At 68.0% G+C, this 13,422-nt stretch carries 16 protein-coding genes and 1 pseudogene; 7 read left to right on the plus strand and 10 right to left on the minus strand.

Going from position 1 to position 13,422, the window contains the following annotated elements:
- Positions 1 to 109: 109 nt before the first annotated feature.
- Positions 110 to 997 carry a hypothetical protein gene (locus ACM0PY_RS13795; RefSeq protein ID WP_111176809.1) on the minus strand — a complete coding sequence of 296 codons (888 nt, stop codon included), beginning with the start codon at positions 995 to 997 and terminating at the stop codon, positions 110 to 112.
- A gap of 93 nt (positions 998 to 1,090) precedes the next feature.
- On the opposite strand from ACM0PY_RS13795, the gene ACM0PY_RS13800 reads away from it, so the two are divergent.
- Positions 1,091 to 2,386 carry an acetyl-CoA C-acetyltransferase gene (locus ACM0PY_RS13800; RefSeq protein WP_180884882.1) on the plus strand — a complete coding sequence of 432 codons (1,296 nt, stop codon included), beginning with the start codon at positions 1,091 to 1,093 and terminating at the stop codon, positions 2,384 to 2,386.
- A 113-nt stretch (positions 2,387 to 2,499) separates the two neighbouring features.
- On the opposite strand, the gene ACM0PY_RS13805 is transcribed toward ACM0PY_RS13800, so the two are convergent.
- The 3 genes from ACM0PY_RS13805 to ACM0PY_RS13815 all read right to left on the minus strand — a co-directional run bounded on the left by ACM0PY_RS13805 (position 2,500) and on the right by ACM0PY_RS13815 (position 5,690).
- Complete coding sequence (locus ACM0PY_RS13805) at positions 2,500 to 3,795, minus strand: heme biosynthesis HemY N-terminal domain-containing protein (protein WP_180884881.1); 1,296 nt, start codon at positions 3,793 to 3,795, stop codon at positions 2,500 to 2,502.
- A gap of 6 nt (positions 3,796 to 3,801) precedes the next feature.
- A complete protein-coding gene (locus tag ACM0PY_RS13810) occupies positions 3,802 to 4,776 on the minus strand; it encodes a uroporphyrinogen-III C-methyltransferase (RefSeq protein ID WP_180884879.1) in 975 nt (324 codons plus the stop codon).
- Positions 4,777 to 4,880: 104 nt separating this feature from the next.
- Positions 4,881 to 5,690 carry a uroporphyrinogen-III synthase gene (locus ACM0PY_RS13815; RefSeq protein WP_111201243.1) on the minus strand — a complete coding sequence of 270 codons (810 nt, stop codon included), beginning with the start codon at positions 5,688 to 5,690 and terminating at the stop codon, positions 4,881 to 4,883.
- 35 nt (positions 5,691 to 5,725) lie between these two features.
- Between ACM0PY_RS13815 and ACM0PY_RS13820 the strand changes: the two genes are divergently transcribed.
- The 5 genes from ACM0PY_RS13820 (at position 5,726) to ACM0PY_RS13840 (ending at position 8,811) form a co-directional block, all read left to right on the plus strand.
- Positions 5,726 to 6,193, plus strand: coding sequence for a YiiD C-terminal domain-containing protein (locus ACM0PY_RS13820; RefSeq protein ID WP_005407593.1), 468 nt, complete (start codon positions 5,726 to 5,728; stop codon positions 6,191 to 6,193).
- A gap of 32 nt (positions 6,194 to 6,225) precedes the next feature.
- Complete coding sequence (locus tag ACM0PY_RS13825; RefSeq protein ID WP_061479368.1) at positions 6,226 to 6,651, plus strand: hypothetical protein; 426 nt, start codon at positions 6,226 to 6,228, stop codon at positions 6,649 to 6,651.
- A 57-nt stretch (positions 6,652 to 6,708) separates the two neighbouring features.
- On the plus strand, positions 6,709 to 7,146 hold the full coding sequence (locus tag ACM0PY_RS13830; protein WP_005420930.1) for a rhodanese-like domain-containing protein: 438 nt from the start codon (positions 6,709 to 6,711) through the stop codon (positions 7,144 to 7,146).
- A gap of 100 nt (positions 7,147 to 7,246) precedes the next feature.
- A complete protein-coding gene (gene secB / locus ACM0PY_RS13835; protein ID WP_005407596.1) occupies positions 7,247 to 7,765 on the plus strand; it encodes a protein-export chaperone SecB in 519 nt (172 codons plus the stop codon).
- A 20-nt stretch (positions 7,766 to 7,785) separates the two neighbouring features.
- On the plus strand, positions 7,786 to 8,811 hold the full coding sequence (locus ACM0PY_RS13840; protein WP_065195990.1) for an NAD(P)H-dependent glycerol-3-phosphate dehydrogenase: 1,026 nt from the start codon (positions 7,786 to 7,788) through the stop codon (positions 8,809 to 8,811).
- A 122-nt stretch (positions 8,812 to 8,933) separates the two neighbouring features.
- Here the strand turns inward: ACM0PY_RS13840 and ACM0PY_RS13845 are convergent, their stop codons facing one another.
- Positions 8,934 to 9,389 (minus strand): YybH family protein, encoded by a 456-nt coding sequence (locus tag ACM0PY_RS13845; RefSeq protein ID WP_111201241.1) that lies wholly within the window; start codon positions 9,387 to 9,389, stop codon positions 8,934 to 8,936.
- Positions 9,390 to 9,525: 136 nt separating this feature from the next.
- Here ACM0PY_RS13845 and ACM0PY_RS13850 point away from each other — a divergent pair, with 136 nt between their 5' ends.
- On the plus strand, positions 9,526 to 10,200 hold the full coding sequence (locus ACM0PY_RS13850) for an Ivy family c-type lysozyme inhibitor (protein ID WP_134972311.1): 675 nt from the start codon (positions 9,526 to 9,528) through the stop codon (positions 10,198 to 10,200).
- Between the two features lie 13 nt (positions 10,201 to 10,213).
- Here ACM0PY_RS13850 and ACM0PY_RS13855 read toward each other — a convergent pair whose 3' ends face one another.
- The 5 genes and pseudogenes from ACM0PY_RS13855 to ACM0PY_RS13875 all read right to left on the minus strand — a co-directional run bounded on the left by ACM0PY_RS13855 (position 10,214) and on the right by ACM0PY_RS13875 (position 13,413).
- A complete protein-coding gene (locus ACM0PY_RS13855) occupies positions 10,214 to 10,588 on the minus strand; it encodes a hypothetical protein (RefSeq protein WP_134972316.1) in 375 nt (124 codons plus the stop codon).
- Between the two features lie 489 nt (positions 10,589 to 11,077).
- Positions 11,078 to 12,109: an ACR3 family arsenite efflux transporter gene (gene arsB / locus ACM0PY_RS13860; RefSeq protein ID WP_134972312.1), complete on the minus strand. Its 1,032-nt coding sequence runs from the start codon at positions 12,107 to 12,109 to the stop codon at positions 11,078 to 11,080.
- A 13-nt stretch (positions 12,110 to 12,122) separates the two neighbouring features.
- A complete protein-coding gene (locus tag ACM0PY_RS13865) occupies positions 12,123 to 12,626 on the minus strand; it encodes an arsenate reductase ArsC (RefSeq protein ID WP_043034987.1) in 504 nt (167 codons plus the stop codon).
- Positions 12,627 to 12,662: 36 nt separating this feature from the next.
- Positions 12,663 to 13,124 (minus strand): annotated as a pseudogene (gene arsN2, locus ACM0PY_RS13870) (arsenic resistance N-acetyltransferase ArsN2); the annotation flags it as partial.
- Complete coding sequence (locus ACM0PY_RS13875) at positions 13,084 to 13,413, minus strand: ArsR/SmtB family transcription factor (protein WP_134968525.1); 330 nt, start codon at positions 13,411 to 13,413, stop codon at positions 13,084 to 13,086. The pseudogene arsN2 and the gene ACM0PY_RS13875, both read right to left, overlap by 41 nt.
- Between the last annotated feature and the right edge of the window lie 9 nt (positions 13,414 to 13,422).

The following is a 13,422-nucleotide window of genomic DNA, read 5'->3' on the forward strand; positions in this document are numbered from 1 at the left end:
AGGGCATCTACGAGCAGTTCCTGATGCGCCAGCGACAGATGGCCGCGGTGCTGGAAGCACATGGCGTGCCGGTACTGTTCGTGCACTGCGAGGCCGGCACTACCCGACTTCAGCGCGCCAGCAGCTCGCGTGCGTCCTGACCGGCCTCGCAGTGCACGAACAGTACCGGCACGCCATGTGCTTCCAGCACCGCGGCCATCTGTCGCTGGCGCATCAGGAACTGCTCGTAGATGCCCTTCAGGCGATCGCAGTCGTTCTTGCTGTGGCTGTAGTGCGCGCACCAACCGGCCGGGTCGAACAGCGCCATGCGTGCTTCGCCATGCGTATAACGCAGCAGCGGCTCGGGCGCGGCATTGAGCCACTCGTCCTCGCCCGGCGCCATGATCGCGGTCTCGATCAGCGGCCACAGTGCGGCCAGGCCCTGGTTGTCGTACTGCATCGACATCATCGCGGCCAGGTCGTTCACAGTGAAATAGCGCGCGTGCTCGATGCGGGCACCGAAGGTGTTCTGCGCCATCAGCGCGGTGTCGGCATGCGCCATGCCGTTGGCCAGCAAGGTTTCTTCCAGCGCATCGGCGACCGCGTTGGTGGTGGCCACATCGCTGCCGGTCAGCAGGAACGGCACCACGCGCAGGCCACCGCCCACCAGGGTGGCATCGGCCTGGAACGGCAGTGGCACGTCACCCTCGGCATCGGTACCGAAGGCCAGCAGGCGCGGGCCCTGGTTGCGGCCCGGGGCACGCATCTGCAGCTCTTCCAGGCGGCGATGGATCGGCCAGCCCGGGCGCAGCACTTCGGCCGGGTCGAAATGCGCGGCGGCGAACACCAGGTCCAGCTCGGCGACCTGCGGCACCAGCTTGGCCAGGTCACGGCCGACGCGTTCGGCCAGTTCACCGGCCTGTTCAGCGCTGAGCACGGCCTGGCGGGGGATTTCGCCGCCGGCCAGTTCCAGGGCCAGCACGCCAAGGGCATTCATCGCGGGGTCGGGTTTGCTCATGGTTCCACGGTTGGCCCATCACAGGGCGGCAGCTACACTTGGCTCCATTATGCCTGCTCCGTCGTGCAGGCCATGTTGCAGACACCCTCATCCATGCCAGGTATCTCCATGCCCAACGCTCGTCCCGTCGCCATCCTCGGTGGCGTCCGCATTCCGTTCTGCCGCCAGAACACCGCGTATTCGGATGTCGGCAACCTCGGCATGTCGGTCCGTACGCTGGGCGCGCTGGTCGAACGGTTCGGCCTGCATGGCCAGCAACTGGGTGAAGTGGCGATGGGCGCGGTGATCAAGCATTCCAGCGACTGGAACCTGGGCCGCGAAGCGACGCTGTCGTCCGGCCTGTCGCCGCTGACCCCGGGCATCACCCTGCAGCGTGCCTGCGGTACCTCGCTGGACAGCATCATCACCGTGGCCAACAAGATCGCACTGGGCCAGATCGAATCGGGCATCGGCGGTGGTTCGGACACCACCTCCGACGTGCCGATCGTCTACGGCAAGAAACTGCGTGCACGCCTGCTGGCGGCCAACCGCGCCAAGAGCACCGGCGACAAGATCCGTGCGCTCACCGCCGGCTTCAAGTTCTCCGAGCTCAAGCCCGAGTTCCCGGGCGTGGCCGAGCCGCGCACCGGCAAGAGCATGGGCGACCACTGCGAGGACATGGCGAAGGAGTGGAACATCTCGCGCGACTCGCAGGATGAGTGGGCGGTGTCGTCGCACAAGAAGCTGGCTGCCGCCTACGAGCGTGGCTTCTTCAACGACCTGATCGCACCGTTCCGTGGCGTCGAGCGCGACAACATCCTGCGCCCGGATACCTCGCTGGAAAAGCTGGCGACGCTGAAGCCCGCGTTCGACAAGGTTTCAGGGCGTGGCACGCTCACTGCCGCCAACTCCACCCCGCTGACCGACGGTGCCGCTGCGGTACTGCTGGCCAGCGAAGAGTGGGCACGCGCGCATGGCCATGAACCCCAGGCTTACCTGCGTGACGCGCACGTGGCCGCGGTGGACTTCGTGCACGGCGAAGGCCTGCTGATGGCACCGACCATCGCGGTGCCGGAGATGCTCAAGCGCAACGGCCTGACCCTGCAGGACTTCGACATCTACGAGATCCACGAAGCCTTTGCCGCGCAGGTGTTGTGCACCCTGCGTGCGTGGGAGAGCGAGGATTACTGCCGCAACCGTCTGGGCCTGGACGTGCCGCTGGGCCGCATCGACCCGGACAAGATCAACCTGCTGGGCTCGTCGCTGGCCACCGGCCACCCGTTCGCCGCTACCGGCGCACGCGTGATCGCCACGGCAGCCAAGCAGCTGGCCGAACGCGGCGGTGGCCGCGCACTGGTGTCGATCTGCACCGCCGGCGGCATGGGCGTGGTGGCGATCGTCGAACGCTGAGCATCACGGTAGTGCCGGCCGCTGGCCGGCAGCGCTGGTACGAAAACGCCGCCCAATGGGCGGCGTTTTTGTTGTTGCTCCGGTGGATGCCGGCCAGCGGCCGGCACTACCCATCAGGGCAACCGCGGGTTGCCGAACTCGTCGCGCTCTTCGTTGGCGTCATACACCGGCGGCTGTGCAACGATGGGCTGCTCCTCCACCGTGGCGCGCAGCGGCGTCTCGGTGCCATGCACCAGTTCCACGCTGTCCTCGCCGCGCTGCAGGCGCAGCGCATTGGCCAGGCACTGCGCGGCCAGCGCGTGTTCGCCACGCTGGGCGAACACTTCACCCAGCGCTTCCCACGCCGGTGCACCGGCGCCCGCGGCGATGGCCTCGTGCAGGAACGCATCGGCGGCATCCCATTGCTGCTGGCCCAGGGCCACGCGGCCCTGTGCCAGGCGCAGCGCGGCCGAGCCGTCATGCACGTTGCGCCAGCGCGCCAGATTGGCCTGGCGGGTGGCCAGGCGCTCGGCGGGCAGGCGGCCATACAGCGCCACCAGATCGTCATTCCAACGCTGGTCCAGTGCCTGTTCCAGCGCCAGCAGCGCCGGCTCATCCCAGTCCAGCGCCACCGCACGGCTGGCATAGGCGCCCACTACGTCCGGGGTGGGGCGCAGTGCCTTCGGCGTGGCCTCCCACTGTGCGGCCAGCGCGTTGACGTCGGCCGCTTCCAGTAGCGCCTGTGCGGCCAGGCGTGCTTCCAGTTCGCTGTTCGCGTCGGCCGGCAGCACCTTGCTCTGGCGCAGCGCACCCAGCTGGCCATACGCTTCGTGGGCGCGGCCGGCCTGTGCCAGCGCTTCGGTACGCAGCCACAGGCCGCGCGGCGGCAGCGGCTGGATCGCCGCTACGTCCAGCGCATTGATCGCATCGACCGGCAGATCGCGCGCCAGCAGCTGTTCGGCGCGCAGCAGCGCCTGCAGGGTGGCGTCGCTTTCACCCAGGCGCTGCAGCAGCGCCTCTCCGGCGGGGCCATCGGCCCGTGCCTGCGCGCTGCGCACGGCGGTGGTCAGTGCCACCGCGCTCACTTCCGGGTCCTTGGCGGCGCCGTCCAGCAGCTTCTCCGCACGCTGCCACTGGCCATGCTCGTAGGCCTGCAGGCCGTCGATCAGGCGCACCCGGCCCTGCTTGCGGCGGTAGCGGCCCCAGGCACGGAACGGTGCAGCGATCAGGCTCCACAGCAGCCACAGCACCAGCACCGTGATCACCGCCAGCAGCGCTACCTTCGGCAGGTTGCTGTGATAGTCGTAGCCGCCGTAGCGCAGGGTCACTTCGCCGAAGCGGTTCAGGTCATCGGCGCCGAGCCATTGCGCGGCGACCACGCCGATGGCCACGGCCAGCAACAGCACGACCAGGGATTGCAGGGGTTTCATGCGGGCTTACCTCCGGTCGGTCTGGGTGCGCAGTTGTTGCAGGGTGCTGCCAAGGACAGCGTCGTTGGCTTGCAGCGGCAGCTCGCGCAAGGCCTTCAGTTCAGCACGTTGCGCGCGCAGGGCCGGTGAATCCGGCCAGCGCCGCTGTGCCCACTGCTCCACGCGGTCCAGAGCGGTGTTGCGGCCCGCGCGGTCGCCGCGCTCGATCGCGGCGCGCGCCAAGGTCAGTTCCAGCTGCAGTGCATCATCGGCGTTGCGCTTTTCGGCGGCCGTCAGCGGGCCGTTCTGGCGGCTCGGGGTGATGTCCATGAACGGTGCCAGCGTGGCCTGCCACCAGGGCTTGGCGGTGCTGCTGCCGGTCGTGCCGGTGATCTGCGAGGGCAGGCCCTGCAGCGCCCGGGCCACAGCATCCAGGCGCTGCAGCGACTGCACGCGCGGGCCGCTGCCCAGCGCATCCAGTGCCTCGCGCTCCTGCACCAGCGCCTGGCGCAGGTTCAGGCCGTCGGCGTCGGGCAGATCGGCCAGCGCGGTGGCGGCCTGTGCATACAGGCGGCGTGCGCCGTCCACGTCGTCGGCGTAGTTCAGGCGCTGCGCAGCCTGGGTCAGCAGCAGCTCGGCCTCATCGCGCTGCACCGCCTGGCGGCCCTGGTTGGCACTGTCGGCCAGCTTGGCCACGTTCTCTTCCAGCAGCGCGCTGCGCTGTGAGAGTCCCAGCATCTCGTCGCGCAGCACGCGGTTGGTGGTCGCCGCATCCTGCAGGCGCTGGCTGGTCGCGCGCTGGTCACGGCGCAGCGCATCCAGCGTGGCCTCCAGGCCCTTCAGCTGTACGGCCGTGGTCTGTGCCTGCGCTTCCTGTTCGCGCTGTTGCTGCTGCCAGACGTACCAGCCGGCATAGCCGCCCGCGCCGAGCACGACCACGGCGGCCAGCGGCAGCAGCCAGCGCACGGGTCGATGGGGCGGGGATGGCGGAGTATCGTTCATCGGGCTTCCTTGTCGGCAACGTCGCCGGTCGGGGGCCGGCAGGCCGCGTTGTGCACAGCATCACCGTTGCCGACGACAGCGGCAAGCGTGACCCACGTCCCTGTTCAGGTCGCTGCCGGGACGGTGAGCGTGGCGTGTGCGGCCGCCACCAGCTGCGCAGCGGTGGGGCCGGCGCTGCGTGTGATGCGCTGCAGGCCGAGCGCTTGCGCCTGTTCGCCGAGGCGGTCACTGGCAACCACCACGCGGGCAGACGCCCGCAGGCGCTGCTGCCCGGCCGGCGGAAGCTGTTGCCAGAAATGCTGCAGCGCTTCGCCACTGCTCACGGCCAGTACCCACGGCTGTGCTGAATGCGCCAATCGCGCCAGCGTTCGCGGGGGCAGTCGCAGCAGGCGACGCTTGTAGACGTCGGCACGTTCGATCGTGGCGCCCGCCGCCTGCAGCTGCGCGGCAATCAGGCCACGCCCGCCGGGCGCGGTCACCAGTCCGATGCGCAGGCCCTGTACGTCGGCCAGCACCGGCAGCGCCAGCAGGCCTTCACTGTCCATCCGCTGCGGCGCGTGCACCTCGGTGATGCCATGTGCCTGCAATGCGCGCGCAGTGCCTTCGCCCACGGTCAGCCACGGGCTGCGCTGCACGCCGGCCAGCGGCAGCAGGGACGCGGCTGCGGCAACGGCGGCCGGGCTGGTGAACACCACCCGGTCGCAGTTCAGCGCGCGTTGCAGCTGGCGCACCACAGCCGTGCCCTGCAGGCGCTGCAGGCGCCAGGGCGCCAGGGCCAGGACATTCCCGCCCAGCCCGGCAACGGCGCGGCGCAGCGCCACGTTCTGGCCCCGCGGGCGCAGCGAGATCAGGGTCCAGCGCGGGCCGGAACGGGTGGCGCCAGTGGGTATCGTATGGTCGACCATTGCCTGCATTATGCGGGCCCTTCGTTGTCGTGGTCGCTGCTCCGATGTCCGTTGATGCCCTGACTTCCTCGTTGGCCGCCCTGCAGGACGTGCTGGACTGCATGCCGGCGGTCCGCGCCATGCAGATCCAGCTCGACGGCTATGCCGATGGCGTGCTGCGCATCACCGCGCCGCTGGCGGCCAACGTCAACGACAAGGGCAACGCCTTCGGCGGCAGCCTGGCCTCGGTGCTGACCCTGTCCGGCTGGGCGCTGGTCAGCCTGCGCCTGCGCCTGGCCGGCCACGATGCCGAGGTCTATGTGGCCGACAGCAACCTGCGCTATCTGGCGCCGGTCTATGAGGACCTGCACGCCCACGCCGAAGCGGCCGAAGCCACCGGCTGGGACGCCTTCCTGAATACCTTCCGGCAGCGCCGCAAGGCCCGCATCAGCATCATCGCCACCCAGCCCGGTGCCGATGGCAAGCCCGCGGCCGAATTCAGCGGTCGCTTTGTTGCCTTCGCCAAAGGGTAGGATGGCAGGCTGACGTTCTGGGGAAACCACCGATGCGCCGCCTCATCCAGTTCCTGATGTATTCCCTGCTGCTGGCCAGTGCCGTGGCCTCGGCCGACGACCTCAGCCGCAAGCAGCGCAAGCTGCTGGAAGAGACCCAGATCGCCTACGGGGCGACCATCCGCTGGGGCAGCATGGACGATGCCATCGGCTACCTCGACCCCAAGCTGCGCAAGGAAAAGCCGCCGACCGAGTTCGAGCTCAACCGTTACGCGCAGCTGCGCGTGTCGTCCTATCGCGAGCGCAGCAGCGCCTCGCTGGACGGTGGCCTGGTCGAGCGCCGGGTCGAAATCGGGGTGATCAACCAGAACACCCAGGCCGAGCGCACCGTGGTCGTGGTCGAGCGCTGGCGCTGGGACCCGGAGGCCAAGCGCTGGTGGCAGACCGCCGGCCTGCCGGACCTGTGGAAGGGGCAGTGACGGGCCGCGTCCGGCTTGTGCGACAATCGGCGCCCGCTTAATCGACCCGTGACCTGAGTGAATTACGAAGAGTTGCTGGCCTTTGCAGGCCGAAACCCGATGCTGTCCGCGGCCCTGGTCGGCCTGACCGTGGCCATCATCGTCACCGAGATCCGCCGCCTGTTCCGGGGCTTCAAGGGCATCAAGCCCGCCGAACTGACCCAGCTGATGAACGCGGGCGGCACGGTGGTGGTCGACCTGTCGGCCAGCGGTGACTTCGAGAAGGGCCACATTGCCGGCAGCCGCAACGCCCAGGCCAGTGCCTTCGGACCGGAGCACAAGCTGGTGGCCAACGCCAAGCAGTCGCCGGTGGTGCTGGTGTGCCGCAGCGGCAACGCTTCGGAAACCGCCGCCAAGGCGCTGAAGAAGGCCGGTTTCGAGAAGGTCTACGTGCTCGACGGCGGCATCCCCGCCTGGCAGCAGGCCGAGCTGCCGCTGGTCAAGGGCCGCAACTGATTGTCGCAGGTGGCGGATCCGGCCTTGTCTGGGCCGGGTCCCGCCCCCATCGCAGTAGTTCGACCATCGTTTTCATTGCATTCACCTGGAGTTACTGGAAATGTCCGAAGAGATCACCAACGGCGCCGCTGCGCCGGTCGATGCCGCTACCGGCCCCGCTTTCACCGTCGAGAAGATCTACGTCAAGGACGTCTCCTTCGAGTCGCCGAACGCACCGACCATCTTCAATGACCAGGTGCAGCCGGAGCTGCAGCTGAACCTGAACCAGCAGGTGCAGCGCCTGGGTGAGAACGCCTTCGAAGTCGTGCTGGCCGTGACCCTGACCTGTCAGGCCGGTGAGCGCACCGCCTACGTGGCCGAAGTGAAGCAGGCCGGCGTGTTCGGCCTGGTCGGCCTGGACCCGCAGTCGATCGACGTGCTGCTCGGCACCCAGTGCCCGAACATCCTGTTCCCCTACGTGCGCCAGCTGATCAGCGACCTGATCCAGGCCGGCGGCTTCCCGCCGTTCTTCCTGCAGCCGATCAACTTCGAAGGCCTGTACGCAGAAACCCTGCGCCAGCGCCAGGAGCAGGGCGACGCACCGTCGCTGGCTGACTCCGAGCCGGCCGGCAACGCCTGATTCCTGCCGCGACGTCACGGATGAGCACTCCCGCTGACAAGATCGCCGTGCTCGGCGCCGGTTCCTGGGGAACCGCGCTGGCCAGCCTGCTCGCACGGCACGGTCACCCGACCGTGCTGTGGGGGCGCGATGCTGCCGTGGTCGAGGCCATCGACCAGCGCCACGAGAATCCGCGTTACCTGCCGGGCATCCCGCTGCCGGACAGCCTGCGTGCTACCACCGACCTGGCGTCGGCGGTGCAGGGCGCGGCCTGGATCCTGGTGGTGACCCCCTCGCATGCCTTCGGCGAGACCGTGCGTGCGCTGGCGCCGCTGCGTCCTGCCGGTGCCGGCGTGGCCTGGGCCACCAAGGGCTTCGAACCCGGTTCGGGCCGCTTCCTGCATGAAGTGGCGCGCGAAGTGCTGGGTGAGGACGTGCCGTTGGCCGTCGTCACCGGGCCGTCGTTCGCCAAGGAAGTCACCCAGGGCCTGCCGACCGCGATCACCGTGCACGGCGACGTGCCCGAGTTCGCGCAGACGGTGGCCGAGGCGATGCATGGCCCGGCGTTCCGCGCCTACACCGGCGACGACATGGTCGGTGCCGAGCTGGGCGGCGCGATGAAGAACGTGCTGGCCGTGGCCACCGGCGTGGCCGATGGCATGCAGCTGGGCCTCAACGCCCGTGCCGGCCTGATCACCCGTGGTCTGAACGAGATGCTGCGCCTGGCCGCTGCGATCGGCGCCAAGCCGGAAACGCTGATGGGCCTGGCCGGCCTGGGCGATCTGGTGCTGACCTGCACCGGCGACCTGTCGCGCAACCGCCGCCTGGGCCTGGCCCTGGGCCGCGGCCAGACGCTGCAGGATGCCGTGCGCGAGATCGGCCAGGTGGTCGAGTCGGTGCAGACCGCCGACGAAGTGATGCGACAGGCGCGCCGTCATGGCATCGACCTGCCGATCTCCGACGGTGTGCGTGCCGTGCTGCATGGCGAGCAGACCCCGGAAGAAGGCTTGCGCGCACTGCTGGCGCGGGAACAGAAACCGGAGTATCCGGACACGCTGTTCAAGTGAATCGAAAAACCCCGGCCTGGTGCCGGGGTTTTTTGTGCGCGCCCCATCCACGCATGGCGTGGATCTACGACGGACCCCGCTTCTGGTAGCGGCCAACCTTGGTTGGCGCCCGGCGGCAGCAATCACCGCGCCCGCGGCGGCGCGCTGGTGTTGTCCATGTCCGAAAAGATCAACCACGGCCCATCGTCCACGCGCTTCAACGTGAGCGTGAACTTGCCGGTATCGCCCACGTTGTTGCCGTAGCTGTACGCACCGATGATGTAACCCGTGTTCCCTTCCACCGCATACGCCAAGGCACGCAACCGCAACGGACTGCCGCCCTGTCCGGCATATGCAGCCTCGATCGCAGTGCGCCCGCGCACGGGTGGCTGGTTGCTCTGCAGCACAAAGCCATCCTCGGTGAAGAGCGCAGCCAGTGCCCTGGCATCACCCCCGCGCCACGCCTGCTCGTAGTTGCGCAGCACACGGTCCAGCGGTGCGGGCAGCGCTGCGTCCGGGAGAGGCTGCACAGGCTTCGCGTTTTCTGCATCGTGGGCAATCGCCGGCGATGCCAGCAGCAGAGCACTGCAGAAGATCATGGCGAGTCGTGTGCGGCGCATGCGTCCAGGCCCTGGCGATGATGGGAAGACTTCAGACGCATCCTAGCGCGCCGCTGGTTAGAATCACGCGGCCGCCGATTCGGTGGATGCAGCGCAGATCAGACAAGGACACGCGATGAAGACGCGAATCACAGGGATGGCGATGATGGCCGCGCTGCTGGCAGCCTGCGGACAGGCACCGGAGAAGACTGGCGAGGCCGCGCCTGCTGCGGCGCCAGCACCAACCACCGAAGCTCCGGCCGCCACGGCCACGGTGGTCGAGAAGGAACCGTCCGCCGAAGACGGCGTGGCCCCCTCGGTGTGGGACAACGAAGGCGAACCGGAAGACCCGGGCGCCGGCGGCGAACTGACCTGCGCGGACAACCCGCTGGCGACCCACTTCTTCACCCTGGTCGGCGGCAGTACCGTGGACGACTGCGGCCGCAAGGACCCGAAGGTGCTGGCGGCCTTCAACAGCCTGATGAAGGGTACTTCGGCAGCCGAATCCAGCGACAAGGAGATTCCCTCGCTGCGCCAACGCCTGTTGAGCGGACCCAGCGGCCCTGGCGAGCTGGTAGTGCTGCAGGGCGAGCCGTGGTGGTTCTACACCGCCTGCCAGGTCCACGACTGCCCCGGCACCGCGTTGGCGATGCTGTACTCACCCACGCAGGCGAAGATGGTCGGCCGTCTTACCGCGCGCTGCCGTGTGTGGTGGCTGGGCGAGCCGACGGCGGAACAACGTGAGCAGATCGAACAGCGCCAGCCACTGCAGGATGCCGCGTTGAAGGAAGACAGCGCGCTCTGCGAGTGATGTGGCGCCGGCGTCACCCGTCCGGCTGCATGCGCGCGCTGGCCTGTGCGTTCATCGTCAGGCACGCCATGATCAGCCCTTCCATCACCCGGTCGCCCACGTACTCGGCCTCCGTGCCGTTCTGACGCACGCGCTCGGCCGCCAGCAGCAGCTCCAGCGTCACGCGTTGGCCGGCCAGCGCACAGTCCGCATCGGCCAGCGCCATGCAACGGCCCGGCATCTGGTGACGCTCCGGCCAGGGTTGGCCATCGGCGGCCGCGCCTTTGCCGATGCGGCGAAGCGTGGCGATGAAGGCATTCGGATCGGTCGCAGGCGCGTGCTCTGATGGCTCACCGTCAGTGGCGGATGTGCGATGCGGATGCAGGCGGGGGAAGTCCGGTGAGGTCATGGCAGTGCTCCGTGCAGGACAGACGGCAGCCGCCACGTAAAGGTGGCGGGCGGAGACGTGGCTCGAAAACCGGGAGATCACGAACAAGACCGGCAGGCGCAAGGCCTCCACGCTCCGCCCGCCATAGCCGGCAGACGGAATGCCAGCCGGCGCCACGCGGGGTGACGCCGGCTGGCAAGCGCAAACAACGTTCGTGATCTAACGGGTTTTCGAGGCCCGACCACCGATTTTCCGGTGGCCCGCCATCTGTACCGCTGTCGCTGCGCAACGCCAATCAGACGAGTTGCAAACAGCGTTTGATCGAAGACGCTTTCAGCATTCTTGCATGCTGCTAAGCCGTCGCTGACGCAGGTGCCGCAACGTCCGTAGCAGCATGGGGAATATGCGACATGGGTCGAAGTTGATGACGTGGCGTACGGGCACCCCACCAAGTCGATGACGACAGTGCGGGGCGAAGAACGCAATTCGACTCCCGCACACTTTGATCTGTCAGTGCTCTTCGCGTCTCTCGTACCAGGCTTGTGTACGGTTCACGATCCGCACCACGGACAGCATGACCGGTACCTCGATCAGCACACCCACCACGGTGGCCAGCGCCGCTCCCGAGTGCACGCCGAACAGTCCCACCGCTGTGGCCACAGCCAGTTCGAAGAAGTTGCTCGCACCAATCAGCGCTGACGGGCCGGCCACGCAATGCGCCACGCCCAGACGGCGGTTCAGAAGGTAGGCCAGGCCCGAAGTGAAATAGACCTGGATCAGGATCGGCACCGCAATCAGCGCGATCACCAGCGGTTGCTTCACGATCTGCTGGCCCTGGAACCCGAACAGCAGGACCAGCGTCAGCAGCAGCGCGGACAGGGACAGCGGGCCCAGCCGTCGAAGCGCGCGCTGCAGGCCCGCCTCGCCGCTGCGCGAAAGGATCCAGTGCCGCAGCACGGCGGCCACCAGCACGGGCACCACAATGTAGAGACCCACCGACAACAGCAGCGTGTCCCAGGGCACAGTGATCGCCGACAGGCCCAGCAACAGCGCAACCACCGGTGCGTATGCGACCACCATGATCGCGTCGTTCAAGGCCACCTGGCTCAGGGTGAAGTTGGCATCACCGCGGCACAGGTTGCTCCACACGAACACCATGGCGGTGCAGGGCGCGGCCGCCAGCAGGATCAAACCGGCGATGTAGCTGTCGATCTGTGCTGCGGGCAGCCAGTCCGCGAAGGCATGGCGCAGGAACAGCCAGCCCAGCAGCGCCATCGAGAACGGCTTCACGGCCCAGTTGATGAACAGCGTCACGCCGATGCCCTTCCAGTGCTGCTGCAACTGGCGCATCGCAGTGAAGTCGACCTTCAGCAGCATCGGGATGATCATCAGCCAGATCAGCACCGCAACCGGCAGGTTGACTTTGGCCACTTCGGCGGAGGCCAGCACCGCGAAGGCATCGGGCAGGACGTGGCCCAGCAGCGTGCCCATCGCAATGCACAGCACAACCCACAGCGTCAGGTGTCGCTCGAACAGACTCATGGCAGTGGCACCGTCACTGCGCGCCGTCGGTCGGCAGCAGCTGGCCGATCCGGTCCAGCGCGTGCTGCAGCGCTTCGCGTTCAGACCACACCGATTCGGGCAGTGCGAGCAGCGCACGCAGGCGCGTTTTCACGATGGCATGGGCCAGTGCGAAGGCCGCGGCCTTGTCGGCATCGCTGCCTGCCACGGCGGCCGGATCAGGCAGGCCCCAGTGGCTGCGGATGAAGTCACCGAACACCACAGGGCAGGCTTCGGCAGCGGCCGCGTCACACACGGTGATCACCAGATCCATCGGGGCTGCATCCACGAACTCATCCCACGACTTGCTGCGCAGCCCTTCAACGGGCATTCCTTCGGCCTGCAGCTGGGCGAGCGCGAAGGGATTGATCTGGCCAGTGGGCTGGCTGCCCGCACTGAATGCGCTGAAGTGATCGCCGCCCCAGGCGCGCAGGGTGGCTTCAGCCAGCACGCTGCGCGCGCTGTTGCCGGTGCAGAGGAACAAGACATTGCGGGTCATGTGGCTTCCGTGGTCAGTGAGTGGCTTGGACATGCACAGCGCGCTGGCCGGGCAGAGACTAGTGAACTCGGCAGAGCTGCGGATCGCCTCCGCTATCTGCGCGCGATCGCATCCGGCATAGCCGTGCCGCGCGAACCATGGGCCTGCCGACGTTGTCAGCAGCACCAGTTCCCTGACCTGCATGCGGCGGGCCATGTCCTCGGCCGCTGACAGCAACGCGCGCCCAAGGCCGGTATTGCGTCGGTCGTCGGACACCACCAGGGAGCGAAGCAGGGCCGACGCGCCGAAGATCTGCAATCCAACGGCACCCACGGGAACACCTTCGAGGTCTGCGACGAGAAACGCCACCTCGCTGCTTTCCAGATCGGCCACGGGCAACTGCGCCTGCCGCAGAAGGTCGCGGATGGAGCACAGGTCGTTGCGCGTGCCTGCACGAATCACCGGATCGGGTTTCATCTCAGCACCTGCATGCCGGTTCGGTGACCGCGCACCGCTCATCCGGGGAGCCCGCGCAGCAGTTGTGCGTCAGGTACTGGATCAAGCCGTTCATCGCATCGAAGTTGGCGCGGTAGCAGACGTGGCGGCCTTGGCTTTCGCTCTCCACCAGCCCGGCCTGCACCAGCTCCTTCAGGTGGAAGCTGAGCGTGGCGGGAGGCACCTGCAGGGCCGTGGCGATGTCGCCCGCCATCCGCCCTGCCGGGCCGGCCTCCACCAGCAGGCGGAAGGCAGCCAGGCGGGTGGCATGGCCGAGGGCGGTCAGGGCAGCGATTGCATTCGACGTTTCCATATTTCTAGA

It is taken from the genome of Stenotrophomonas sp. BR163 (assembly GCF_047520985.2).
GTDB lineage: Bacteria > Pseudomonadota > Gammaproteobacteria > Xanthomonadales > Xanthomonadaceae > Stenotrophomonas > Stenotrophomonas sepilia.